This window comes from Mangrovivirga halotolerans, from assembly GCF_026241165.1.
GTDB lineage: Bacteria > Bacteroidota > Bacteroidia > Cytophagales > Cyclobacteriaceae > Mangrovivirga > Mangrovivirga halotolerans.
Map to the genome: position 1 here is coordinate 184,433 of NZ_JAPFQN010000002.1, position 24,217 is coordinate 208,649.

The following is a 24,217-nucleotide window of genomic DNA, read 5'->3' on the forward strand; positions in this document are numbered from 1 at the left end:
TATATTTATTTTAAATTCAATACTTCGTTATCACCAAAATTATCGTAGCCTGAAATAACCACCCTGTCACCTGGTTCAAGCCCATTTAATACTTCATAATAGTCCGGATTTCTTCTTCCGATAGATATATCTTTTTTATAGGCTTTTGTACCCTCACTATTCAATACATAAATCCAACGACCACCGGTGTCATTAAAGAATCCACCTGTTGGTAGTAGTATTGCTTGTTCCAGATTGCCTAATTCTAATCTTATCCTTAAAGTTTGACCTCTTCTTATTCCTTCAGGTACCTCTCCGGCAAAAACCATATCTACCTGAAATCTTCCGTCAGCGATGTTCGGATAGATCTTATTGATTTTTAATGTATATTGGTTTCCTGTAAATGTAAATGTCCCCTTCTGACCGATATCTACTCGTGGCAAATAAAGCTCATCTATACTTACTCTCACTTTATAATTATCCATAACATCCACTTGTCCAAGTCGCTGACCAGCATTGACAGATTGCCCAACCTCTAATTGAGGTGCTGATAACTGTCCGGATTCAGGTGCAGTAATAATCAGATTATCCAGAATCTGTCCTACCGCTTCAAGGCTTCTTACCATTCTCTTTTCAGATTGATATAACTGGTTCATCTGGATCGCTCTTGCTATTGAATCATTGCGATAAGACCGGTAAGTTAGCGAACGGCGGTTTTTATTATATTTTAGTTGCTCTTCTATTTGTTCAAACTCCTGCTCACTGATCAATTTTTCGTTGTAAAGCTTTTTGCTTCGTTGATACTGAGGTTCTAAAATATTAAGCTGATAATCAATTTCAGCAAGTTGTGCTCGCTGGCTCAGGTCGTTCTGATCAAGAAGCAGCCTGGTCTGACGCAAATTATTGATTTGCTCATATAGCTGAGTTTCTCTTTGCATGACGTCAAGCTGAAGTTTTGAGTTTGTCAGCATTAAAACTGTATCCCCTTCCTTGACACTGGCTCCAGATTCCCTGATTACTTCTTGTATTATTCCTCCTTCTATTGCATCCAGATAATAAACTTCCCCAGGGGCTACATTACCATTTACAGGAATAAACTCTTGAAATGCTCCTTGCTTTACAGTTGCTGTAGTTATTCGTTCTGACTCAACATTCAAAGAACTTCTGTTATCACCAAATATCAGCTGAAATGCTAAAAAAATGACAACTATCGAAGCTAATAAAACTCCGCTAATTTTTTTCCAGGTCCAACGTTTGGTTTCAATTTTTCGATCCATAAAAAAATTATTTTTCAAATACTATATTGAAAAAGTCGTGCCAGAACAAAACATGGTCTAAAAGCACTATTTCAGCCACTTTTATAATTCAAAGTGTACCAGGCCGAACAAAACCGTCCGCTGACGGACACCCTTATTCACTAATATATTATCTTAGGAATAAAGCTTAAAAATAATTTAAAGGAAAAAAATGGCCAAAAACGTTGAATTTATTAAATTCGGACATTTTACGTCAATTCAAGATCCATTAAGGAAGAGCGCTTTTTTATTATGGTATGGTTTTAGCCTTTATCTTAGTAGAATAGATAACAAAATATGAGCGAAGTAAAACAAGGCACTATTTTAATAGTCGATGACAATGAAGATCTTCTCAGGGCAGCAAGGATTTTTTTAAAGCGACACTTTTTAAGAGTAGATACAGAATCTAAACCTGAGAATATCCCAAATCTTCTTAACAATGAACATTATGATGTCATTCTTCTTGATATGAATTTCACTAAGGATGTGAGTAGTGGTTCAGAAGGTTTTCATTGGTTAAATAAGATCCTTGAAATCGATTCGGCTGCTGTTGTGGTTTTAATTACTGCGTATGGCGATGTAGATCTTGCAGTACGTGCTATTAAAGAAGGTGCTACTGACTTCGTATTAAAACCCTGGGAAAATGAAAAATTATTGGGGACGTTATATTCTGCATTAAAATTGCGACAAAGCAAACTGGAGGTAGATGCCTTGAAAGGAGAAAAGCAGCAGTTGTATGCTGATCTTGATAAGAAATTCTCTGAAATAATTGGTCAAAGCCCCGCCATGCAACGTGTTTTTGAAACAATAGAAAGGGTTGCATCTACTGATGCCAATGTTTTAATTACCGGAGAAAATGGAACAGGAAAAGAATTGATTGCAAGAGCTATTCATCGTTCATCTCACCGTAGTGATGAAGCTTTTGTTTCTGTAGACCTGGGTGCAGTTACAGATACTCTATTTGAAAGTGAACTGTTTGGTCATGTTAAAGGATCTTTTACCGATGCTAAAGCAGATCGGGCAGGAAGATTCGAAATGGCTAATAAAGGCACCTTGTTCCTTGATGAAATTGGAAATATTTCACCAGCACATCAGGCAAAATTATTGACTGTTCTTCAAAATAGAAGGGTAACTCGTGTTGGAAGCAATAAAGAAGTTGATATAGATATCCGATTGATCTCCGCTACTAACATGCCATTAAACGAGATGGTTAATGGTGGTGGATTCAGACAGGATCTGTTATATCGAATCAATACGATTGAAGTTCAATTACCTGCATTGCGAGACAGAATTGAAGATATTCCTTTATTAACTGATCACTTCATTCAGCATTACACCAAAAAGTATAACAAGGAAGTGGTCAAAGCTAGTGAAGCAGCTATATCCAGAATGCAAAAATACCAATGGCCTGGAAATGTCAGGGAATTACAACATGCTATTGAGCGTGCAATAATAATGACTAATAATAAGATTATTCAGCCTGAGGATGTTTTCAGCAATCTTGGAGCTCCACATTCTAAAAGTTTTAATGAAGAAAGTCTGGACCAATTGAATATTGAGGAAGTCGAAAAAATCCTCATTAGAAAAGCACTTAAGAAATTTAATGGAAATGTTACTCAGGCAGCACAGGAATTAGGGCTGACCCGGTCATCATTATATAGGAGGTTAGAGAAATATGGTCTTTAAAAATTTTATAATCGGAGTAATTTTCAGGGTAATAATTATTACTGCTTTTACTTGCCTGGCATGCCTGGCATTTATTAATGACGGCTTTTCACTTTTATTTTTTATCTGGGTTGTTTTTACGCTGTTCACAATGGGGAGCCTTATTTATTATTGTAATGATATCAATATAAAAGTTACCCGTTTTTTGGAATCGATAAGATATGCTGACTTCAATTCAACTTTCAGTACTCACAATAATAAAGGAAAGACTTTTAAAATTATGAATAATGCATTTAATGAAGTTTTAAATGCATTTAAAAAGATACGGTCTGAAGCAGAGACACAAAACCTGGTATTATATACTGTTCTTCAACATATTCAAACCGGTATCATCTCATACAATTCTGAAGGTCGGATAGGCATAATAAATAACTCGGCTAAAAAACTTCTTGGAATAGGTCAGATGAAAAACATAGAAGATCTGGAAGTAGTAAATAATAAATTGTACGAAACTTTCAAGAAATTAGGTCCTGGCCAGAATTATTTATTAAAAACTGATCCTGATACACAGCTTTCAATTAATACAACAGGACTCAAAATGGAGGGTCAGAACTGGACTTTAGTTGCCATTCAGAATATCCAGAATGAGTTAAGAAAACACGAACTGGAAGCATGGCAAAATCTAACAAAGGTTTTGCGCCATGAGATCATGAACAGCATTACTCCAATATCGACATTAATAAGTTCTCTGAATGAGATCATTGTAGAAGATGCCAGCCAAATGGATAACGGTGATTTCAAAATCGAAGAAGAATCTTATCAAGACCTTTGTGACGGACTAAAAACGATTGAAAATCGCAGTCGTGGTCTGCTAAGGTTTGTCAATGCTTATCGGGAATACAGTAACATTCCTGAAACTGACATCAGACCTGTCAATGTTAAGATCTTACTTCAGTCTATATTACAATTATTAAAAGAAGATTTTCAAAAAGACAATATTGAATTATTATGTGAAGTAAAACCTGATGAAATGATGATCAATGCTGATGAAGAGCTTATTGAAATGGTATTGATCAATTTACTTAAAAACGCAAGAGAAGCACTACTTCAACAAGAGAAAAGAAATATTGCTATTAAAGCATTCAATAACGGTCAAGGTCTTGGTTGTATTGCCGTAACCGATAATGGTCCCGGTATAGATCAATCTAAACTTGAACGGATATTCATACCTTTTTATACTACTAAAAAAGAAGGATCAGGTATCGGCCTTGCACTGGCAAGACAAATCATGCAATTACATGGTGGTGATATAAAAACTCATTCAGAAGTAGGGAAAGAAACTACTTTCAGTTTACATTTCAGGGCTTAGAATATGCATTTTATAAAGTAATCGCGTAATTTAAATAGATGGCACCATCTATTTTAAAAGAAAAATGGCTTTGGGTAATTCTAATTTCAATCATTTTGTTGATTGGATTAATATCTCTCAAATTTATTACTGAAAGAAAAGTCTTAAATGCCATCAACAATGCTAAATCAGGACATAAGTTTGAAGTCCGCGATGTTGATCTTTCAATTTTTTCAGAAAGTGTCCGCTTATCTGGTATAAAAATATCACCTCACGATAGCTTAAAAAGAGACACCTCGAAAAATTATTTAGAAGCAACAGCTAATCAATTTTTATTATCAGGGATTTCAATACCTAAATTATTATTTAGTAATAAATTTGATGCTAATCTGCTTCGTGTAGATAATCTTGATGTATCTCTATTTAGAAAACAAATCAATTCAACAGATTCAACTGATGTCACCCATCAGAATAGCCAAAATCAGATATGGAAAATAATATCTTCAGGATTCCTTCTAAAAGGGCTTGAACTTAAAAATTCTAATTACAAGTTTTATTATTCACATGATAATACAAAACTTCAACTTAGCGCAGGACCAGTAAATATCAGGATCACTCAGATAAGAACGGATAGTGCAATGATCCATAGAGATAAACCTTATGATTTAAAAAATGCTGTCATTTCCGTACACAATATCAAATATCATGATGTAGATAGTCTGTTTGATTATACGATTCAGGCAATGAATTATAAGAACAAAAAATTAACAATTAATGGAATAAAATATATCCCAAATTATCCTGTTTATGAAACTTCTTTAAAAAAAGGATTCCAGACAGATATCCCGACTATTAAAGTGAAATCATTAACAATGTTTAATCCTGTTATCGATTCACTGGATGCCTATATTAAATTAGATTCGATGTTAGTTGATTCTGTCCGTCTCGAATTGTTCAGAAACAAAACCCTTCCTCTTCCTAAACAACCAGTAAAACCCCTATTTGCCGGAATGATAAAGTCAACACCTGTTAAATTTTTCATCCCAAAACTTATACTAAAAAATTCTTTGGTAAAATATTCCGAAAAGCAGATCAATGTTAATGTAGACCTCTTAAAACTAAACATTACATCGTTAAACGCTGAGATATTCAATCTCACTAATCTTCAAGATAAAATCACCCTAAATAGTGATTATATAATAAATGCGCGGAGTAAATTCATGGATGGTACCGCCCTGGTAATTAATATCAAAGGAAATTATGATAGTCCCGGCCAAACATTTACTGCAACAGGTAAACTCTCCAGCATGAAAATGTCTTCTTTAAACTCATTTATAACTCCTATAACCCACATGAAAATAGCCGGAAATTTAGAACCTTTAACTTTTTCTTTCACAGGAAATCATGATAGTTCATATGGATGGCTGTTAATGCCCTATACGAATCTAAAAGTAGAACTATTTCACAAGCACAAAACCACTAAAGAAAAACCTGTAGAAACATTTCTAGCCAACAAACTTTTAGATTCAAATAATCAGGTTGGAGACAAACATTTCCATTATGGGGAAATAAAATTTGACCGAGTTCAAACAAAATCTGTCTTTCATTTCATGGCAAACAGCTTGAAAACAGGAGCAATTTCAACATTATTAAGAAAACATAAAGGAATGCCTCCAAACTATATCGCAACAGAATAAAATGAATTTTAAGATTTATAGGTGATTGACTATTTTTAGAAAAAACAAACCGCAAATACTTATGAAAAAATATTTTGGTGTAGATGTAGGAGGTACTAATATAAAAATCGGGGTTGTCAGTGAAAAAGGTAAGATCCTTGAGAAAATAAAATATAGCACTACTAAAGACAGGCCCGATGACACCACCTTTATCAACCATTTTATTGAAGTAATGGGTAGTGAGATCAAACGGTTTCCGGAAATAGATAGAATAGGTATTGGATTGCCTGGAATGCTTTCTGGAGATCGTAAGAAAATTCTCAATTTACCTAATATCCCAAATCTCGGAGGAAGGAAATTTTATAAAGAGCTCCAAAATGCTTTTCCTGACAAGGTATTTAAATTGGAAAATGATGCCAATGCAGCTGCCTTAGGAGAATACAATTTCGGCTCGGGTAAGATGCCAGAAACTTTTTTATTTATTACACTAGGCACTGGAGTGGGTTCAGGATTAATCTTTAATAAAAAGATCTTTAATGGAGGAAAAGGTAATGCCCTGGAACTTGGTCATATATTATCCGAAGATGGCAAGATTCTTGAGTCATATATCGGAAAAAAAGGAATCATGAGGATGACACTGAATATTCTTCAGGAACACCCGGAAAGTGAGATCAATGACCTAAAATCATTTCGCCCGAAAGATGTCGCACTTGCAGGATTAGAAGGTGATATTGTAGGAATCAAAGTTTTTCAAAAAGTTGGAGAACTTTTAGGAAAGGCGCTGGTTACCACTTTACGTCTTTTGGATATTAATGATATATATGTCGGCGGTGGATTGTCTGCCGGATTAAAAATCATTGAGCCAGAGATACGAAAAGTTTTGAGCCAATATCTTCCTGAATATTATACGGAAGATTTAAAGATCAAAAAAGCTTCTTTGGGGAATAATGCAGGGATACTAGGAGCTGCATCTTTATGTATTGAAGATTAAATTAACTTTTTATGAGAAAATTAACATTTTTAAGCTTTACTGTAATTACATTTTTATTGAGCAGTTGCGAAACGATTGATAGTCTTACTCAATTTTATTACGACGAGGAAACTTCTTTTACTATTCCAGGTCAAACCAGTGTAGGCCTTATAGATAATATTACTACTCCTGAAGTTCAATCTAGCGGATCACAGGAATTTGAAAGTAATGATTCAAGGGCTGATATGGTGGAATCTTGCAAGCTGGTTGAATTAAATTTAACACTTAATTCTCCTGAAGCAGGTAATTTTGATTTTTTAAATGAGATCAATATTTATATTTCTGCTGAAGGTCTTCCGGAAAAACTGATCGCAACAGAAACGAATGTACCAACAGGAGTAACACAATTCAGCCTTGAAACTCAAGACGTAGATTTGGCAGAGTATATTAAAGCAGGAGCTTACACATTAAAAACTGATGTCACTACTGATCAGATACTAACTGAAGATCATGTTATAAATGTTTACTCTAACTTTTTTGTTGATGCAAAAATATTAGGTCAATAAAAAGAAGAAAAAATATAAAAAAAGCCCGCGATCAAATGATTGCGGGCTTTTTTTATTTAAAGAATTTTGATTTTCTCCTTTTTGAAATCCAGGCATCAAAAGAATATTTCCCGGGACCAACGATCATTAAAAATACACTTGCCAGAAAATAATGAAGTGCCGATTCCTGAGCTGAAAAGCCATCCTCACCATGAATTATAAACACAGCAACTAACATGGTTATTAAAACAGGAATTACAGCAAACCTAGTAAGTAAACCGACAATAATTAAAATTGCACAAATCACCTCGGCAATAATTACCAGTATAAGGCTTAATACAGAACCGAAACCCAAAGGATCAGGAAAAGTCTGACTTAAGGACTCAAAATTGATCAATTTAGGAATTCCGTGTCCTAGTAACATACCACCAATTGCAGAACGGTAAATTAAAAGGGCTACTCCAAGAGACCGTGATCTAATAGTAGTTGAAAAGAATAGTTTTGACATAAAGAAGCCGGTTAAAACCCGAAAGCTTCCATCATTTTACTAAAAATTGCTGTATTTTCATAAGATCCTAAGAACAATGACTGTTGAGGTCCATATGCATACACCTGTACAGGAACTCCTGTATGATAATCTGTTGAAAATTTAGCTTCAACTTTTCCTTCTGTCAGGTCACCACTAATAAGAGTCAAACCTCCGGTTTCATGATCTGCGGTTACAATAACCAGAGTACCTTCATTTTGACTGGCAAACTTCAATGCTACTCCAATAGAACGATCAAAATCGTTAAATTCATTGATTACATATGCCAGATCATTATCATGACCTCCCCAATCAATTTGAGAACCTTCAACCATTAAAAAAAATCCTTTTTCATTTTTAGAAAGAAGTGAAAGAGCTTTTTCAGTAGCTGTCGGAAGAAACTCTCCTCTGGCAGGGTATTTATCCATCTCATCATCAGCAAATAAACCCGCTACTTTACCTTTTAAATTACCTTGTAATTCTTCAGGCTTCAATAAAAGATTATACCCTTTATTTTCAAGTTCCTCAAGAAGATTCCTTTTATCTTTTCGACTTTTAAAATACTTCCTTCCTCCTCCTAAAAAAACATCAATATCGGTCTTTAAAAAATCTGCAGCGATCTCTTCATGCATACTCCGCTCGGGTTGATGAGCTATAAATGATGCCGGAGTTGCGTGAGTAATAGTACTTGTTGCTACTAGGCCGGTAGACAACCCATTATCTTCGGCTATTTCGAGAATAGTTTCTAAGGGTTTACCATTTGGGTCTACGCCAATTGCTCCATTGTAAGTCTTTTCTCCTGTACTAAAAGCTGTGGCTCCTGCGGCTGAATCTGTAATGTAGCTATCTGAAGAATTCGTTTTTGACTTGCCGACAATTTGAAAGTGATCTAAAAATAAATTTCCTTTATTAGCAGTCTTTCCTGAATAAACCTGAGCAGGGCCCATTCCATCTCCTATTAGAAGAATAATGTTTTTAACTTTAGTATTGTCAAAAGTATGCTTCAATTCCAAGTCAGTTTCATATGAATTTTTTGAAACATAAACCTGGCTTTCATTAAAGTTATCATCACTCTTTATCTCACCAGAAAGAGTGTTTTGTCCATTATTCTCACCGTTATTTAATTTATTATCACATGAGAAATTAAATAATGCAATCAACGTGATCACAATAGTGAGTTGAATCCTAATTTTAATCATGAATAAATCCTTATATAAAAATATAAAATTAGCATGAAAGGCTAATAAAATAAAACCCTTCCTGTTAACATACGATTAAATTTTAATTATGGTTAATAAAAAAGTCCTCTCAAATTGGGAGGACTTAATATTGTATATAAGAAGTTAATCTTAATTGTAATTGCTAAGCATAACCGGCATAACAAGCATTAAAATATCTTCGTTTTCATCTCCATTCTTAGGGAATATTAAACCAGCTCTATTAGGTGCTGAAAATTTCATCAATATTTCCTTAGAATCTACATTATTCAACATTTCGATAAGGAATTTCGCATTGAACCCTATTTCGAGGTCATCTCCATCGTGCTCACAACTCAGTCTCTCATTAGCTTCATTACTGAAATCCAGGTCCTCAGCTGAAATCTGAAGTTCACTACCAGTAATCTTAAGTCTAACCTGGTGAGTAGTTTTATTCGCATAAATGCTGATCCTTCTTAGAGAACTTAAAAATTCACCCTTATCGATCGACATTTCGTTATCGTTATCCATTGGAATAACATTCTCATAATCAGGGAAACGCTCGTCGATAAGTCGACAAATCATTTGAATATTGTTGAATTTAAAGAATGCATTAGTTGCATTATATTCAACATTTACATTTGTGTTATCTGAAGGTAAAGTAGCCTTCAATAGGTTAAGGGCCTTTCGTGGAATAATTATCGGGTGGTCTATATCTTCAGCGACATCTACCCTTCTGTAACGAACAAGTCTGTGACCATCTGTTGCCACAAACGTTGCGTTAGTATCTGTCAATTTCATATAGACACCAGTCATTGCCGGTCTCAATTCGTCATTGCTTGTCGCAAAGATCGTATTGTTCACAGCCTTTGAAAAGATATCTGTGCTTACGTTAAAAGAATACCCGTCACTAACCGTTGGTACCTTTGGAAAATCAGTTGCGTTTTCACCTGATAGTTTATATTTACCATTATCAGAACTGATCTCTACAGCATAAGTATCTTCATCAATTGAAAAAGTTACTGGCTGCTCAGGTAAATTCTTTAATGTATCAAGTAATATTCTTGCCGGAACAGCTATGCTTCCACTTTCTTTTGATTCAACATCGATCTCTGTGATCATGCTGGTTTGAAGATCTGAAGCAGTTACGGTCAATTTACCTTCACTTACTTCAAATAAAAAGTTTTCTAATATAGGTACTACCGGACTTGAGGTGATCACCCCGTTAATTCCGGAGAGTTGCTTCAGTAATGCTGATGATGAAACGATGAACTTCATAGTAACAGTTAAATCTTAGGTTCTGTTTAATGGGCGTAAAGATAAAATAAAGAGCGTAAGATTAAAAAAACACGCCTACTTTTCCTTACTATTTCCTTTAGTCATTTTTAAACAACTAAAATTACCCTATTCAATAATAAATCAAAGGATTTTTAGATTATTCTCACCAATAAATTTTAAGATTATTACCAAATCGAAAAAGAATTTGACTTAATATTTTATATTTTTTTAAGATACAAGCACAGATGTAACATATTCAACATAGTGATAACCAATATATTTCAGATTGCAATCATTCTTTTGTAGTTTTAAAGATATGATCAGGGGTAAACAAAATTTCACATTATCAATCTTATTATTTTTAGCAATTATTTTTAGCAGCAAGTCACAAAATTATTGTGATTCTATTCAAATGATGGCAAATAAGACTGTGCCTGACAAAATCAGAAAAGAAGTGTATGAGACTTTGAAATATTTTCCGGAGTTGACAAATACACATATAGACTTTGTGTTTACAAAAAATATCAGCAAATCTTTCATGCAGGCTCAACCTAATTTTTCTGATATACTTAAGAGAAAAGACAAACGAAGATATAGAATAAAAATTACTCCTGCCTTACAATTAACTGAAGGATCAATTCCTGTTGAAGATCTGCCTGAAGATGTATTGATGGGCTGGATCGCTCATGAACTTGGTCATATAATGGATTACAAAGACCGCTCTGCCCTTGCAATGATGGGATTTGGAATAAGCTATTCTTTGAATAAAAAGTTTCTTATGAGTGCTGAACAAACAGCAGACATATATGCTGTTAACCAGGGATTAGGTAGAAAAATAAGAAAGACCAAAAATTTTATCCTTAACCGGTCTGACATTCCTGAGGATTATAAAAACAGAATTAAAAACTTATATCTCTCTCCTGAAGAAATAATGGCTTTAATAGAAGAAAATACTGACTCTTCTAGCGGTCAGTCTGATTAAATAATCTCTTGTTAATAAATTCAACGTACTCTCTGAATTTATCTTCTTTCATCACCCGAGGCATTTTTACTTGTCCGCCCTTCTTTTTATTAGCTTCATTCCAATCGTAAAATATTTCTGTTGGAACTATCCGTAACTTGAGACCTTTAAGAGATTTACCCCTTGCCACTTCATAATTTTTATTTGATTCTGATAAATACCTGTCAATTTCCCGGCCTACTTCTGTTGAATCTCTCTCTTCGTCAGATCCAATTATCCAGTGATGATAATATTCTCCATCATCTTCGCGTACTGCGGCAACAGTGAATTCAGGTATAGCCATTTCAAATTTCTCCTCAACCTGGCGGATGGCATCATTCATTTTAATGACCGATAATTGGGACCCTACTACATTCAGAAAGTGTTTGGTTCGGCCTGTAATGATAATTTCAGCTCTTTCTATATCAGTAAATCTGATTGTATCTCCAATCATATACCTCCAGGCACCAGCATTTGTTGAAATAATCAAGGCATAATCTACACCTTCCTCAACACTGCCTATATCATACACCGGGCTTCCTTCTTTAATCATCCCCTCCTCATTAGTATACTTTTCTTCAAAAGGAACAAACTCAAAGTATATCCCTGCATTAAAGGCCAGCTTCATGGCCATGTCTTTATTCGGTCGGGATTGATAAGCTAAAAATCCTTCCGAGGCAAGATACGTATCAATTATGGTGATTGGCCTTCCTATAAGTTGTTCAAAGCTCTTTTTGTAAGGTTCAAACGCAACACCCCCTGACACAAAAACTGATAAACCCGGCCAAATCTCATGGATATTTTTAAGGTTATAATGCTTAATGATAGATTTTAACATTAGTTCATTCCAGGAGGGAATTCCACTAATCGCTCCAATATCCCAGGAAGGGGCATCCTCAATAATCTTTTTTATACGTGTATCCCAATCATCAGTCGCTGCGATCTCATTACCGGGCCTGTATACACCCCTGAACCAGGAGGGTATATTGCTTGCCGATATTCCACTAATCTCACCCTCATAATGATCTCCTGCCTTATCAAGGTCAGTACTGCTACCCAGCATCATAATTTCTTTTTCAAAAAAATCACCTGGAAGATCATAGTTAGATACTGAAAGTAACTGCATGATACCAACTTTTCTGATCGAAGCCAGCATATCATCCGTTACAGGAATTCTCTTTGCCTGGCTGCCTGTTGTGCCCGAACTTAACGCATAATAATTTGGCTTACCGGGCCACGTAATATCTTCAAAGCCCTTGACTTGCTGAGACCACCATCTGTCATAAATACTGGTATAATCATGAAGAGGTACATTCTCTCTGAATTTTTTAATGGGGTCTTTACTCTTCAGGATCTTACTAAAACCATAATATTTCCCAAATGATGTCGAAGAAGCTTTTTTTAGAAGCTTTAGGAGCTCCTCCTTTTGTTCTTCTACAGGAGACTTCTCCGGTAATACTTTTTCGCTGAATTCAAGAGCAGACTTAATGATATTCCCAAGTATTGCCATTAATTATTCACTGATTTAATTAGAGTTATATTCAATTTACCAAAACAATATCAGTTTAGCCTGTATTCGTATTTTTTGTATAAAAAAAGGTGTTACAATATCTATGCAACACCCTTATTTATATAAATGTTATAATATTAAGCTGTCCCCCTACTCAATTTATACCAGTTTATATTTCTTGTAAAATACATTGTTAAGGCAAGAATAATGGCCAATCCGCAAGTTCCCATTAACAGGGCATAATCTTCCAGTTTTAGAGTCACATAAAGGAATCCATAAAGCGCAACAAGTAAGCCCAAGACCACAAAAGCGAACCTTTTTGACTGAAATACTTTAAGAGAATAAAAGAATATCATACTAATTATAGCGATAGAAGCTGACAGATAAGCTGTATTGAATGGCATATGTTCTGATAGAGCTATAAGAAGAGCATAAAATAAGCAAAGCGCAAAGCCAACCAGGATGTATTGAAAGGGGTGAATTCTTTGCCCTTTAATTGCTTCGGATAAAAAGAATATCAAAAAGGTAAGAGTAATAGTCAAAATAGCATATTTAGCTGCTCTGAGTGTGTTTTGATATTGATCAGCAGGATTTAATAATGAAAGACCAAACGATGAACGGTTAAATGCATCTGAATATTCATCTCCAAACCACGACTGAGGAAAATTCCTGTTTATTTCCAGGGTTTTCCATGTTGCATTAAAACCTTCTGATGTTACGTTTCTGTCATCTGGTATTATTGTACCTCCAAATTTTGGTGAAGGCCATGATGATCTCATTTTAACTATTGTTTCTCCTCCGGATGGGATAAAGGAAAGATCGGAGCTTCCTTTTAATTTCAGGTTCAACCCAAAAGATACATTTTTATTTTTAAGACCTTCAGCATTTACATTAGCACTAACACCCGACTCGATAATTTTTCTAATCCTACTTCCGGGCCTGACCTTTGATTCAGTTCCATTCCAATTAACGATTATGCGTTCTTCAACACCCCGAAGATCGGATATTCCTATAGTAAGGAACGCATTTTGATAATCAATGCTATCATAATTTCCAAGTTCTTCTTTTGGCTCGAAAGAAAAGTCTCCACTAATCTGAATATTACTCTCATAAACAATGGCCTCATAAATACCACGGCTTAATTTATTAGGTACGACTTCTCCGTTAATCTTCAAATTTTGAGGTAAAACCTGCAGATATTTTGTTGAATATTTGTATTGAGGATCTTCCTCATGCCAATCAGAAGTCCTTTTTTTCTCTATTACAGGTATTGTTAATACAGGTCCTGCCAAAGTTTGTTCTCCTGCCCATTTTCCACTTACCTCCTCGGTAACGAATTCATTTAGTTCCTTGCGTTCTTCGATCAGGTTTATAATCATTCCGGTTGGTATAAGTAATAACAATACCAAAAACGCTACAACTAGCATTTTAAGCATTACAGAATTTCTCAGGGATGTCATCAACCTCTCAAAGTATGACTGTGATTCCTGATTGCGCATTGGTGGGTTTTCATTATTTTCCATAGTTTTTAAAGTACTTTATATTACAAAGTTATTAGATAAAAAATTTTATTTTAGAAGTTTCTCAATTGCTTTAATATGTTTTTTAAATGCTGCTTTTCCTTTTTTGGTCACCATGTATTTAGTATTAGGTTTTTTATCAACAAATGTTTTTTCATAATCAACAAATTCATGCTTCTCCAAATATTTAAGGTGCCCGGCCAGATTCCCGTCAGTCACGCCGAGCAAATTTTTTAATTCGGTAAAATCCACAGCATCATTTACAATAAGGGCCGACATAATTCCCAGTCTCACCTTATTTTCAAATGCTTTATTAAGATCCTTTAAGAATTCCTTCACTACTTATGCCTGATTTGCATTAAAACACCATAAACTATATGCAAAACCCCAAACCCGATTGCCCAAAAAAGCAACCCGTAACCAGTTAAAATTACAGCAAGGATTCCAAGTATCAATTCTGCTATACCCAGACTTTTAACTTCTTTATAAGTCACTGAAGAAGCGTTAATCAGGGAAAGGCCATATACCGTTAATGTTAACCCGGCAATGATATCGTAATATCCTTTGAAAAGCAGAATCAGGCAAACTATCCCACCTCCTGTTAATGGAATAAAGAAATTTTCAAGCAGTCTCCTGGTTTGATAATCCCAGATTCGCTGATTATTTTTTCGTGCTTTACGAACTGTAAAAAAGATCGCAGAAAAAATTGCTGCAAAAAAAACAACGGCCCCGATAACCATCAATTTTGTTGCCTGATCTGAAGTAACCGATAATCTGTAAGTTCCCAACTGCTCTACATCGGTGTAGAGCAAATCATAAATAAGGTAAGATCCCACTAGAGCAAATATTCCTGCACATACTCCTGACATGCCACTTAGAGAAATAAAACGCGATGAGCGATTCATCATTTCCCTGATATCTTTAAGATCGTCTATATATTTTTTCCGTTGATTCATTCTAAAAGTACTTTGAGTTACAAAGTAAAATAAAACAAATGAATAAACAAATAGTCTCGGTGTAAATATTAGAATTTAGAATAAGGATTGATTACTATTTTCTTTTCGAAAAAATTCTGCGGGAACAATTAATTGTTCCACATCATTTTGCCTGAAAATTGCAAGATCTTCACCCATTTGGGTAAAATAAAATCCCTGACGTTGAGGCACAGGATAAAAGTCAATTATTCGAGGGGACTCATAAGAAATGTCATCAATTATATAACTAAAGGCAGGATTATTATTTTCGATAAAAGAAGCATACTCGGGATAATTTTCCGGATTCAAGTGAGTATCAACACGTAAGTTAAATAATGCACCAAGGTACTGATCCATCCTCGTAGAGTCTAATTTTCCATTCAGGTCTTTAACTGAAAAATAAACACCACTGCCTTTAATTTTTACAGCGGTATCTCCTTCATTATTAATAATAGCGAATGATTTAAGGGTTCTTGGATCGCCTTTATAAAAAGCCTTCGATTTCCATGCTAACCTGTCTAAACCAAATATACCGGTTACATAATCCTGATACCCAGGAATATTTACGATATAAATTTCTGAATAATCAGGTTGAGCCATATAGGAAATTGTTCTGTTTTCATTTCCTCCCGCAATAAACTCTTTAACCTTATTATCCCCTTTAAAAACAGACACTTGAATTCCATTTTCTTGAAGTTGCTTCATCGCTTCTTCTGCCTGGGAATCAGGAATCTGTCTTTTAACATTTACTTTATTGATTACAGCTAATAAAACCTGTCTGAGCGCATCATCTATTTCAGTATTTCCAGCATACCATTCACCGCTTCTGTTTTTAATAATGATTTCACCCTTACCCGAATTTAAAACTATCATATCGATGCCTGAGGTATCACTTACTGCAAAGATATTCTCGGATACTTCAAGATTCTTTCCGCTGTCAGTAATTCCCGGCAACAAAACTATCGTCAACACTAAAACAGCGACGATACCTATTCTGACTTTATTTGCGTTACTAATTATTCCCAAAACCGGTATATTTTTTCTTTCTGATAAACGCTTTTATTACTCCAAACAAAATAAGTAAAACCAGTGGCAATATTAAGTTTATAGCCTGCCAGAAAGTTTTTTCTTCCTGTATCTGAATTTTATCCAATGGTCTGATCTCAATTTCTTTATTTTTAGCAAGTATGATTCCCTGGTCATTGATCATATAGCTTAAAGCATTCATTAAAAATTCGCCATTCGCATATTGTGTCTGAGTAAACTGATCAAACCCCACTGGTAAAGGCCTGTTTTGCCTGATTCCTATATCATTGATCAGGTAATCACCATCACCCATAGCCAAAAGCTTTCCCTTTTCACCGCTAGTAGCAAAAGTTTCTTTATCAGCTCCTGCTGGTAAGAATCTGTTTGCATACATTGAAGTAAAATTACCTTCATTTAATGCTGCTACCGGTAAAGGCCTTTGGTTCACGAAATTTTCCTCTACAATATCACGCATATCATTGATATCCACTGGTAATGGAGTATTCAATGCCCTTGAATACTGACTCGTGTAGATTAAATATCTTTTTTTGATTCCCTGTGATAACACGGTATCAACAGTACTGACAAATTTACCCAGAGATACACCCAGGCCTTTTACAATTTCATGGTCTGTATAATTATTAAATAGAGGGAAGAAAGGCCACTGTAAAGGTTTTATCTGTGGATCTTCTCCAAAGTTTCCTACTACGACAGGGTAAGTACCCGCATTCAGATCCTGAACCAGGTTAGCATTTATTCTCAGCCCGTGTTTAAATAAGAAAGGAGTTAAATTCAGATCTATCGGAACTGCTACGGTTCCACCTTGCCCGTTACCTGCACTATCTATATTTACATTTACGGGGTCAACAAACATTAAAATATTTCCACCTTTAACAAGGTATTGATCTAATTTATACAGATCGAGATCTGAAAATGCCGATTTAGGTTGAATATCAAGAATTGCATCATACCCTGACAAATTCTGAACCTCAGATATATCAACATCTACCACATCATACCGCTCCGCCATTAAATTAGTAACCCCTGCGATATAAACTGAATCAGCCTCATCATGTCCCTTCAGTAAGCCAATTTTTGGTCTTTCAAGACCTAATGCCTGCTTAATTCCTGAGGCCAACTCATATTCAACATTTTCTATTGAAGTATTTAATTTTTGATCTGCTGTCTGCCCACCAGAACCTTTAAGCAGATTGACTCCCACTTCTGTACCTCCATATGAGATCAAGGCTCCGGGAAATATCAGCTTTTCAACTCTGTTTCCATTTTCAGTATCAAAAAGATTCGTGGGTTGAATCCCCTTTTCAACTAACCTTCTGTAAAAAGCATTTCGTGCCTGTGTAGATGCAGCACTTGAAGGATTAATAAAATTATATTGAATATTTCTTCCGGCATATACCTGGAAGCTATTTAATGTTTCCCTGATACTTTTCTTAAACCGTTCAAATCCTGCAGGAAGTTCACCTTCAAGATACACCTCCACATAAACTACATCATCTAGTTCTTTCAGTAGTTCTCTGGTTGGTTCTTTTATTGTATACCTTTTATCTTCCGTTAGATCTATACGAGTAAAATACCTGAAAGCCAGCTGGTTCAGTATAATTACCATAAGAACGATTATGGTAAGATTCAATATCGCAGCTAATTTCTTTTGATTTACCATTTTCTCGATGATAATACGGTTTTAGTAATAGCCAGCATAATAATTATAACTGACAGAAGATAAATCACATTTCTTGAATCTATTAATCCTTTACCCAAAGCTTCATAATGATAACTGAGGCTTAGTTGAGTAAGTAATAATGAGTAGCTACCCCACACATCTACCTGAGCCAATGATGAAAGTCCGGTATAAAGTATAAAGCAGAGAAAAACAGCTATTATAAATGCTGTGATCTGGTTTATAGTAATAGCACTTGACATGATCCCGATAGCAGCAAAAACTCCTCCCAGAAGTAATAAACCAATATATGATCCTGTTACAGCAGCACCATCAATATTTCCTTCCGGTTGTCCTAATTCAACAAGAGAATAATAATATACTAAAGTCGGTAATACAGCGAGTAAAATGATGACTACCGAGGACAGAAACTTTCCGGCGATCAATCCAGTATCGCTGACCGGGTTAGTAAATAGTAATTCCATAGTTCCCGCCTTTTTTTCTTCAGCAAACATCCTCATGGTTATTGCCGGAATAAGGAACATAAATACGTAAGGGCTAAATCCGAAAAGAGTTTCCAGATCTGCATAACCATAATTCAAAACCGAAGTATCCGGAAATACCCAGACCAGTAAGCCCACCGCTGTGAGAAAAACACCGATGACCAGGTATGCGATCAGAGAGTTAAAAAATGTATTTAGTTCTTTTATAAAAACTGTCCACATGATCTAATTCCCTCCTCCTGTTAATTTATGAAACACTTCTTCGAGAGATTTTTCTTCCTGTTGTAATCCAACCACTGTTAATGAGTTATTAGCTGCAAAAGCAGATAGAGCAGGCCGGATATCAATATTTTCATTACTGCTAATCAGAAATTTCTTTGGATTGATCATTTTCACAGATTCAACCCCATTGATTTGTTCGAACATTGCCTCATCGGTATCCTCTAAAAACTCTATGATCACTACTTTTTCCTTAAATATTTCGCGCCCTAACCCCTCAACAGTTTTATCAGCTACTTTCGAGCCTAAATTTATAACAACAACCCGATCACATAATGCTTGCACCTCCTGCATAATATGGGTAGAAAAAATTACGGCCTTATCTTTAGAAGCTTCTTTGATCACATTGCGTATCTCAACGATCTGATTGGGGTCGAGTCCACTGGTTGGTTCATCCAGTATCAATACCTCAGGATCGTGTAAAAGTGATTTAGCCAATCCTACACGCTGTCTGTATCCTTTTGATAAAGCTCCAATTTGTTTGTTTTGCTCTCTTGTCAATCCACAAAGAGATACCATTTTTTCTACTTGCTGTTTTAATTCTTTTCCCTTAAGTCCTTGTAGTTTACCGCAAAACCTCAAAAATTCATGAACATACATTTCCAAATACATTGGATTATGTTCAGGAAGATAGCCGATTTTTTTCTGAACGGACAAAGGTTCTTTTTCTACATTGTGACCACAGACAAATGCCTCACCTTTAGAAGGAGGAATATAGCCGGAAAGAATTTTCATGGTTGTAGATTTACCAGCGCCGTTTGGTCCAAGAAATCCGAGGATCTCTCCTTTGGCTACTTCAAAAGATAAATCTTTAACCGCATGCTGTTCTCCGTATATTTTTGATATGTTTTTTACGCTGATTGACATAGCAGGATTTGATGCAAAACTATGAAAATTATCTTCTAATTTAATAGATTTTTAATTTGTCAGCCCTTTTCTATTGTCTAATACACTTGCAATGGGTAATTTTGAGGCTCTTAAAGATTTACATTTCAATGAATATCAGGCTTTTAGCTGTTTTTACCCTGTTTTTGGGTTCACATTTTTTAACATCTGCCCAGGGGGAAAAATCTCCCTACAGATATTCTTATGTAGCTGAATTAAATCGTGGGTTTATTATGAAGCATGGACCCGAGGTAGGTATTATTTCCCGTGATGCCCGCCCCAATGGTTTTGCTTTCCATCTTATTAAACATACCTACGGTTATAGAAAATGGGAAAAGGAGCACAATTATCCTACTTTCAAATTTTCATTTAATTACTTTGATCTCAACCAGCAATATCTTGGCAATCTGTTTGGGCTTTCCACTACCTTACAATTTCCAATTCTGAAAAAGGAAAGATTTCAGATTGATTTTGCTACAGGAATTGGCGTCAGTTATAATGACAAGCCTTTTGACATGGAAACCAACAATAAAAATGTATTGCTTGGATCACATATAAATACAGTTATCCGTGGGGATCTTTCATTTGCATATGAAGTCACAGATAATTGGGCTACTTTCCTGAATATTGGTATTTATCATGCAAGTAATGGGTCATTTACTAAGCCCAATAAAGGGATAAACATTATAAATGGTGGTCTTGGAGCGAGGTACACACCTTTCACATCAAAACCAGATTTGTCAGAAGTGCCTACTCTGGAGGATCAAGGTCCTAAAAACTTAAAATACACCTTAACTGCTTCTGGGGGTATGCAACAGGAAGCTTCCTTTGATGTAAACGAAAGAGAGCCTTTCTACAATTTTTTATTTCTTTACTACCCTATTTTACAAAACCGTGGAAAATGGGCAGTAGGATTAGATTATTTTCACAACCTGGCCTTGAAAAAAGACCTTAGTCGCCACCCTGCATTTATTAACGACACACCTCCTGACTTTCGTCGTGTGGGTATGACAGGTGGATATGAAGTTAGCTTTGGCCGGTTTGGAGCCTTATTTCAGCTTGGGTATTACCTGTATAATGAGGCTCATCCAGGACAGTTATTTTATCAAAGATATTCTGCAAGATATCAACTTACTGACTTCATGGGATTTCATTTTGCATTGCGAAGTCATTTAGGAAATGCGGAAAATATAGAATTGGGAATATTTGCAGGATTATGAAGAAATTGATTTACATACTGCCTACAATCTTATTACTGGTTGTTTCATGCAACGACCAGGATTCATTTGGTTGCTTTAAAAAAGCAGGCGGGCATGCTATTGAAGAAAGACCAATAAGTACTTTTTCGCATATTATCATAGAAACCGGTGTTGACATTCGGTTTTCAGACTCTCAAACTGAAACGATAACAGTTGAAGGTCCTGAAAACTTATTGCATAAAATAGAAACGAATATTTACAGAGATACACTTTATATAAAAGACAGCAACACGTGTTCCTGGGTCAGGTCACCGGTAAGAACAATGATCCATTTACCAATTCCAGCTGATGTCAAAATATACTACAGGGGGTATGGCAATTTAGAACTACAAACAGTCGAACCTATAAATACATTTGACCTGGAAATCGATGATGGAATGGGTGATATTAATTTACAGTTTGCTACTGTAGGAGCAGTATCAATCTATAACAATAGTTTTTCAAATGTTAGTTTATCCGGAAATGCGGATTCTCTTCACTTTCAGTACAGAAACAATTTTGGACAGTTTGACGCTTCTACCCTTCAAAGCAAAAAAGTAGATTTAGTCTATGGTGGAAAAAACGATGTCAAAATTAACCCCACAGAAAGCATTACCGGTGTAATAACCGGATTTGGCGATGTTATATCACTTCAACGTCCTCCATTGGTGGAAGTTGAAGAAATTAGTGGTGGCAAACTTATTTTTAAAAACTAAAATTCTTCGATCAGCCGGATAATTATTCTGGTCATAGCTGGTTCAGCGGTTTCAGCAGCTGAAATTATTTCAGGAATAGATACTGGTTTCAATTTTTCGGGTGTACATAGATCCGTGATTACAGATATGGCAAAAACCGGGAGCCCCATATGAATAGCTACAATATTCTCAGGTATAGAAGACATTCCAACTGCATCTGCTCCAATTATTCTTAGAAACTTATATTCTGCAGGAGTTTCAAGATTTGGTCCCTGAACACCGGCATATACCCCTTTATGAATTCTTACCTTTTCATCTCTCCCAAACTCCATTGCCATCCTGATCATATTCTTATCATATGGTTCATACATATCAGGAAATCTCGGACCAAGACTATCTTCATTTTTACCTCTTAAGGGATTTTCCGGAAATAAATTGATGTGATCTTCAATAATCATCAGATCACTTTTTTCATAATCATTATTTAAACCACCGGCTGCATTACTGATTATAAGTTTATTAATCCCGAGCAATTTCATTACCCTGACTCCATAAGTCACCTGCTCCATTGAGTACCCTTCGTAATAATGAAATCGCCCCTGCATTATGACGACAGGCTTATTTTTTATTCTACCAAAAATTAATCGTCCGGAATGAGATTCGACAGTAGAAACAGGAAAATGCGGGATCGACTCATAAGATATCGTCTGTTTGATATCAACTTTTTCTACTAATTTACCTAAGCCGGTACCCAGGATTATACCATATTCAGGTTTTTCAATATCTAATTCTTTAATTACTGCTAAAGATTCATTGAGTTGATCGAGTATAGAGTTTGCCACGGGTATTATTTTTCTGATTTTGTCAATAAGTAAATTGAAACTTAAGGTTAATTTATTCCATCCTTAAATGCAATCCTTTACGATAATCTATAATTTTGAATTAAAGTAAACTAATCAGCCGTTTTTACGGTATAAATATTAAAAATAAAAATATGTCACTAACACCAACAAAAGATATACCACTCGGGTACCAGGCCCCTGATTTTAATTTACCTGACACAGTTTCCGGAAAAACATTTACTTTAAATGATCTCAGAGGTGCTAAAGCCACTGTAGTAATGTTCATCTGCAATCACTGTCCTTATGTGATTCACATCAGGAAAAAACTTGTTGAAGTTGCTGAAAAATATGAAAATGAGGGTATAAATTTCATCGCGATCAGTTCAAATGATATTACCAACTATCCTGATGATTCTCCGGAAAATATGAAACAATTAGCAAATGCCCTGGAATTTCCTTTCCCTTATTTATATGATGAGACTCAGGAAGTAGCCAAAGCATACGACGCTGCATGTACTCCTGATTTTTCTGTATTCGATGAAAATATGCAGTGTATTTACAGAGGCAGATTTGATGAATCGAGACCCGGAAATGATATTCCAGTCACAGGAAAAGATCTTATTGAGGTTTTGGAAGCCGTTTTAGATGGTGATGACATTCCTGCAGTTCAACACCCAAGCATGGGATGTAATATTAAATGGAAAGAAGGGAATCAGCCATCATAGAATAAATACTGAGAATAATTATTAACAATATCCGTTGTATTGACGATGGATCATGAAGTTTCATTTTTTATGGATAATAATAAAGAGATCTATACAATAATAAGTGGTACAAACCGAAAAGATGCGGTAAGTCCAAAGCTTGCTGCCTATTATCAAACTTGTCTCAGCGAAAAAGGAATTGAAGCTCCTGTGATTTCACTGGATGATCTTCCGGATGATTTTGTTTTTTCGGCACTTTATGAAAATGCGGGTAAGCATGAAGTTTTTAATAAGTTCAGAGAACGGATGTTAAATACAACCAAATTTATATTTATTGTTCCTGAATATAATGGTTCATTTCCTGGTGTTTTAAAGGCTTTCATTGATGGTATGCAATATCCTGATACTTTCTCAAATAAGAAATGTGCTTTGGTGGGCCTTTCTTCAGGAGTGCAGGGTGCAGGTTTGGCATTGAGTCATCTAACAGATATTTTTAACTATTGTGGTACCCATGTGTTAGCCCATAAGCCAAAGCTTTCTTTTATCCATAAGCATTTTGATGGCGAAGAAGTACTTAATGACTTATATAAACAACTAATTGACGAGCAAGTAGAAGCATTTCTCAAATTTTAAAAAAGAAATGCCGGAAGCGGAGCACTAAAGCCTTTCCCGGACCAGGGGAACCGCAAAAAATTCCGGCATTCTACCTAACTAACCAAGTCTTAATGGTTAGAAAAAAAATACCGGCCCGCAAAGAATTGTAAGCCATCGTCCTGCAAAAAGTGAGGCCGGTATTTACCACCTAACTAACCGTAAATAAAAAATAATTTTGTAGTCAGAGATTTATTAAAAAAGAACACAGACCATCGTCAAAAAAAATAAGGC

General features: G+C 35.3%; 23 protein-coding genes. 10 read left to right on the top strand and 13 right to left on the bottom strand.

The annotated features are described in order from the left end of the window. Positions 1 to 5: 5 nt before the first annotated feature. Entirely contained in the window at positions 6 to 1,256 is a 1,251-nt protein-coding gene (locus tag OO013_RS02030; RefSeq protein WP_266054908.1) for an efflux RND transporter periplasmic adaptor subunit, read from the bottom strand. A 315-nt stretch (positions 1,257 to 1,571) separates the two neighbouring features. Between OO013_RS02030 and OO013_RS02035 the strand changes: the two genes are divergently transcribed. The 5 genes from OO013_RS02035 to OO013_RS02055 all read left to right on the top strand — a co-directional run bounded on the left by OO013_RS02035 (position 1,572) and on the right by OO013_RS02055 (position 7,499). After that, entirely contained in the window at positions 1,572 to 2,960 is a 1,389-nt protein-coding gene (locus tag OO013_RS02035; RefSeq protein ID WP_266054910.1) for a sigma-54-dependent transcriptional regulator, read from the top strand. Then, positions 2,950 to 4,308: a sensor histidine kinase gene (locus OO013_RS02040; RefSeq protein ID WP_266054912.1), complete on the top strand. Its 1,359-nt coding sequence runs from the start codon at positions 2,950 to 2,952 to the stop codon at positions 4,306 to 4,308. The genes OO013_RS02035 and OO013_RS02040 overlap by 11 nt, the downstream gene beginning before the upstream one ends. Before the next feature lie 38 nt (positions 4,309 to 4,346). After that, positions 4,347 to 5,984, top strand: a complete 1,638-nt coding sequence (locus OO013_RS02045; protein WP_266054913.1) for a hypothetical protein — start codon at positions 4,347 to 4,349, stop codon at positions 5,982 to 5,984. Between the two features lie 61 nt (positions 5,985 to 6,045). Next, positions 6,046 to 6,954: an ROK family protein gene (locus OO013_RS02050; protein ID WP_266054914.1), complete on the top strand. Its 909-nt coding sequence runs from the start codon at positions 6,046 to 6,048 to the stop codon at positions 6,952 to 6,954. A gap of 11 nt (positions 6,955 to 6,965) precedes the next feature. Continuing rightward, positions 6,966 to 7,499, top strand: coding sequence for a hypothetical protein (locus tag OO013_RS02055; RefSeq protein ID WP_266054915.1), 534 nt, complete (start codon positions 6,966 to 6,968; stop codon positions 7,497 to 7,499). 52 nt (positions 7,500 to 7,551) lie between these two features. Here the strand turns inward: OO013_RS02055 and OO013_RS02060 are convergent, their stop codons facing one another. The 3 genes from OO013_RS02060 to dnaN form a co-directional block, all read right to left on the bottom strand. After that, complete coding sequence (locus OO013_RS02060) at positions 7,552 to 7,986, bottom strand: DoxX family protein (protein ID WP_266054917.1); 435 nt, start codon at positions 7,984 to 7,986, stop codon at positions 7,552 to 7,554. A gap of 11 nt (positions 7,987 to 7,997) precedes the next feature. Continuing rightward, the gene (locus OO013_RS02065; protein ID WP_266054919.1) at positions 7,998 to 9,203 is read right to left on the bottom strand and encodes an alkaline phosphatase; all 1,206 of its coding nucleotides are present in this window, start codon (positions 9,201 to 9,203) and stop codon (positions 7,998 to 8,000) included. A gap of 150 nt (positions 9,204 to 9,353) precedes the next feature. Further along, positions 9,354 to 10,478 carry a DNA polymerase III subunit beta gene (gene dnaN, locus OO013_RS02070; RefSeq protein ID WP_266054920.1) on the bottom strand — a complete coding sequence of 375 codons (1,125 nt, stop codon included), beginning with the start codon at positions 10,476 to 10,478 and terminating at the stop codon, positions 9,354 to 9,356. 415 nt (positions 10,479 to 10,893) lie between these two features. On the opposite strand from dnaN, the gene OO013_RS02075 reads away from it, so the two are divergent. Beyond that, positions 10,894 to 11,460: a hypothetical protein gene (locus tag OO013_RS02075; RefSeq protein WP_266054921.1), complete on the top strand. Its 567-nt coding sequence runs from the start codon at positions 10,894 to 10,896 to the stop codon at positions 11,458 to 11,460. Here OO013_RS02075 and OO013_RS02080 read toward each other — a convergent pair. From OO013_RS02080 to gldA, 8 genes are all read right to left on the bottom strand, one after another. Then, positions 11,441 to 12,988, bottom strand: a complete 1,548-nt coding sequence (locus tag OO013_RS02080) for a GH3 family acyl-acid amido synthetase (RefSeq protein ID WP_266054922.1) — start codon at positions 12,986 to 12,988, stop codon at positions 11,441 to 11,443. The genes OO013_RS02075 and OO013_RS02080 overlap by 20 nt on opposite strands. A 137-nt stretch (positions 12,989 to 13,125) precedes the next feature. After that, positions 13,126 to 14,511 carry a cell envelope integrity protein CreD gene (creD, locus tag OO013_RS02085; protein ID WP_266054923.1) on the bottom strand — a complete coding sequence of 462 codons (1,386 nt, stop codon included), beginning with the start codon at positions 14,509 to 14,511 and terminating at the stop codon, positions 13,126 to 13,128. 45 nt (positions 14,512 to 14,556) lie between these two features. Next, positions 14,557 to 14,847 (bottom strand): winged helix-turn-helix domain-containing protein, encoded by a 291-nt coding sequence (locus OO013_RS02090; protein ID WP_266054924.1) that lies wholly within the window; start codon positions 14,845 to 14,847, stop codon positions 14,557 to 14,559. Then, entirely contained in the window at positions 14,847 to 15,464 is a 618-nt protein-coding gene (locus OO013_RS02095) for a hypothetical protein (RefSeq protein ID WP_266054925.1), read from the bottom strand. Before OO013_RS02095 ends, OO013_RS02090 begins: the two co-directional genes overlap by 1 nt. A gap of 75 nt (positions 15,465 to 15,539) precedes the next feature. Next, a complete protein-coding gene (locus OO013_RS02100; RefSeq protein WP_266054926.1) occupies positions 15,540 to 16,508 on the bottom strand; it encodes a DUF4340 domain-containing protein in 969 nt (322 codons plus the stop codon). Continuing rightward, the gene (gene gldG, locus OO013_RS02105; protein ID WP_266054927.1) at positions 16,495 to 18,189 is read right to left on the bottom strand and encodes a gliding motility-associated ABC transporter substrate-binding protein GldG; all 1,695 of its coding nucleotides are present in this window, start codon (positions 18,187 to 18,189) and stop codon (positions 16,495 to 16,497) included. Before gldG ends, OO013_RS02100 begins: the two co-directional genes overlap by 14 nt. Continuing rightward, the gene (gene gldF, locus OO013_RS02110; RefSeq protein WP_266054928.1) at positions 18,183 to 18,911 is read right to left on the bottom strand and encodes a gliding motility-associated ABC transporter permease subunit GldF; all 729 of its coding nucleotides are present in this window, start codon (positions 18,909 to 18,911) and stop codon (positions 18,183 to 18,185) included. Before gldF ends, gldG begins: the two co-directional genes overlap by 7 nt. Positions 18,912 to 18,914: 3 nt before the next feature. Further along, positions 18,915 to 19,835, bottom strand: a complete 921-nt coding sequence (gene gldA / locus OO013_RS02115) for a gliding motility-associated ABC transporter ATP-binding subunit GldA (RefSeq protein WP_266054929.1) — start codon at positions 19,833 to 19,835, stop codon at positions 18,915 to 18,917. Between the two features lie 128 nt (positions 19,836 to 19,963). On the opposite strand from gldA, the gene OO013_RS02120 reads away from it, so the two are divergent. Both OO013_RS02120 and OO013_RS02125 read left to right on the top strand, forming a co-directional pair. Next, positions 19,964 to 21,073, top strand: a complete 1,110-nt coding sequence (locus OO013_RS02120) for an acyloxyacyl hydrolase (protein WP_266054930.1) — start codon at positions 19,964 to 19,966, stop codon at positions 21,071 to 21,073. Further along, the gene (locus OO013_RS02125; RefSeq protein ID WP_266054931.1) at positions 21,070 to 21,807 is read left to right on the top strand and encodes a GIN domain-containing protein; all 738 of its coding nucleotides are present in this window, start codon (positions 21,070 to 21,072) and stop codon (positions 21,805 to 21,807) included. The genes OO013_RS02120 and OO013_RS02125 overlap by 4 nt, the downstream gene beginning before the upstream one ends. On the opposite strand, the gene OO013_RS02130 is transcribed toward OO013_RS02125, so the two are convergent. Continuing rightward, positions 21,804 to 22,628 carry a purine-nucleoside phosphorylase gene (locus tag OO013_RS02130; RefSeq protein WP_439651813.1) on the bottom strand — a complete coding sequence of 275 codons (825 nt, stop codon included), beginning with the start codon at positions 22,626 to 22,628 and terminating at the stop codon, positions 21,804 to 21,806. The two genes, OO013_RS02125 and OO013_RS02130, sit on opposite strands and share 4 nt — an antisense overlap. Before the next feature lie 152 nt (positions 22,629 to 22,780). Here OO013_RS02130 and OO013_RS02135 point away from each other — a divergent pair, with 152 nt between their 5' ends. Together OO013_RS02135 and OO013_RS02140 are read left to right on the top strand one after the other, a co-directional pair. Continuing rightward, entirely contained in the window at positions 22,781 to 23,353 is a 573-nt protein-coding gene (locus tag OO013_RS02135; protein ID WP_266054932.1) for a thioredoxin family protein, read from the top strand. 69 nt (positions 23,354 to 23,422) lie between these two features. Then, on the top strand, positions 23,423 to 23,965 hold the full coding sequence (locus tag OO013_RS02140; protein WP_266054933.1) for an NADPH-dependent FMN reductase: 543 nt from the start codon (positions 23,423 to 23,425) through the stop codon (positions 23,963 to 23,965). The last annotated feature ends 252 nt before the right edge of the window (positions 23,966 to 24,217 follow it).

Bases quoted from the DNA above. Each gene is read 5' to 3' on its own strand.
- OO013_RS02030 (WP_266054908.1), bottom strand. From the start codon at position 1,256: ATGGATCGAAAAATTGAAACCAAACGTTGGACCTGGAAAAAAATTAGC.
- OO013_RS02035 (WP_266054910.1), top strand. From the start codon at position 1,572: ATGAGCGAAGTAAAACAAGGCACTATTTTAATAGTCGATGACAATGAA.
- OO013_RS02040 (WP_266054912.1), top strand. From the start codon at position 2,950: ATGGTCTTTAAAAATTTTATAATCGGAGTAATTTTCAGGGTAATAATT.
- OO013_RS02045 (WP_266054913.1), top strand. From the start codon at position 4,347: ATGGCACCATCTATTTTAAAAGAAAAATGGCTTTGGGTAATTCTAATT.
- OO013_RS02050 (WP_266054914.1), top strand. From the start codon at position 6,046: ATGAAAAAATATTTTGGTGTAGATGTAGGAGGTACTAATATAAAAATC.
- OO013_RS02055 (WP_266054915.1), top strand. From the start codon at position 6,966: ATGAGAAAATTAACATTTTTAAGCTTTACTGTAATTACATTTTTATTG.
- OO013_RS02060 (WP_266054917.1), bottom strand. From the start codon at position 7,986: ATGTCAAAACTATTCTTTTCAACTACTATTAGATCACGGTCTCTTGGA.
- OO013_RS02065 (WP_266054919.1), bottom strand. From the start codon at position 9,203: ATGATTAAAATTAGGATTCAACTCACTATTGTGATCACGTTGATTGCA.
- dnaN (WP_266054920.1), bottom strand. From the start codon at position 10,478: ATGAAGTTCATCGTTTCATCATCAGCATTACTGAAGCAACTCTCCGGA.
- OO013_RS02075 (WP_266054921.1), top strand. From the start codon at position 10,894: ATGGCAAATAAGACTGTGCCTGACAAAATCAGAAAAGAAGTGTATGAG.
- OO013_RS02080 (WP_266054922.1), bottom strand. From the start codon at position 12,988: ATGGCAATACTTGGGAATATCATTAAGTCTGCTCTTGAATTCAGCGAA.
- creD (WP_266054923.1), bottom strand. From the start codon at position 14,511: ATGGAAAATAATGAAAACCCACCAATGCGCAATCAGGAATCACAGTCA.
- OO013_RS02095 (WP_266054925.1), bottom strand. From the start codon at position 15,464: ATGAATCAACGGAAAAAATATATAGACGATCTTAAAGATATCAGGGAA.
- gldG (WP_266054927.1), bottom strand. From the start codon at position 18,189: ATGGTAAATCAAAAGAAATTAGCTGCGATATTGAATCTTACCATAATC.
- gldF (WP_266054928.1), bottom strand. From the start codon at position 18,911: ATGTGGACAGTTTTTATAAAAGAACTAAATACATTTTTTAACTCTCTG.
- gldA (WP_266054929.1), bottom strand. From the start codon at position 19,835: ATGTCAATCAGCGTAAAAAACATATCAAAAATATACGGAGAACAGCAT.
- OO013_RS02120 (WP_266054930.1), top strand. From the start codon at position 19,964: ATGAATATCAGGCTTTTAGCTGTTTTTACCCTGTTTTTGGGTTCACAT.
- OO013_RS02125 (WP_266054931.1), top strand. From the start codon at position 21,070: ATGAAGAAATTGATTTACATACTGCCTACAATCTTATTACTGGTTGTT.
- OO013_RS02135 (WP_266054932.1), top strand. From the start codon at position 22,781: ATGTCACTAACACCAACAAAAGATATACCACTCGGGTACCAGGCCCCT.
- OO013_RS02140 (WP_266054933.1), top strand. From the start codon at position 23,423: ATGGATAATAATAAAGAGATCTATACAATAATAAGTGGTACAAACCGA.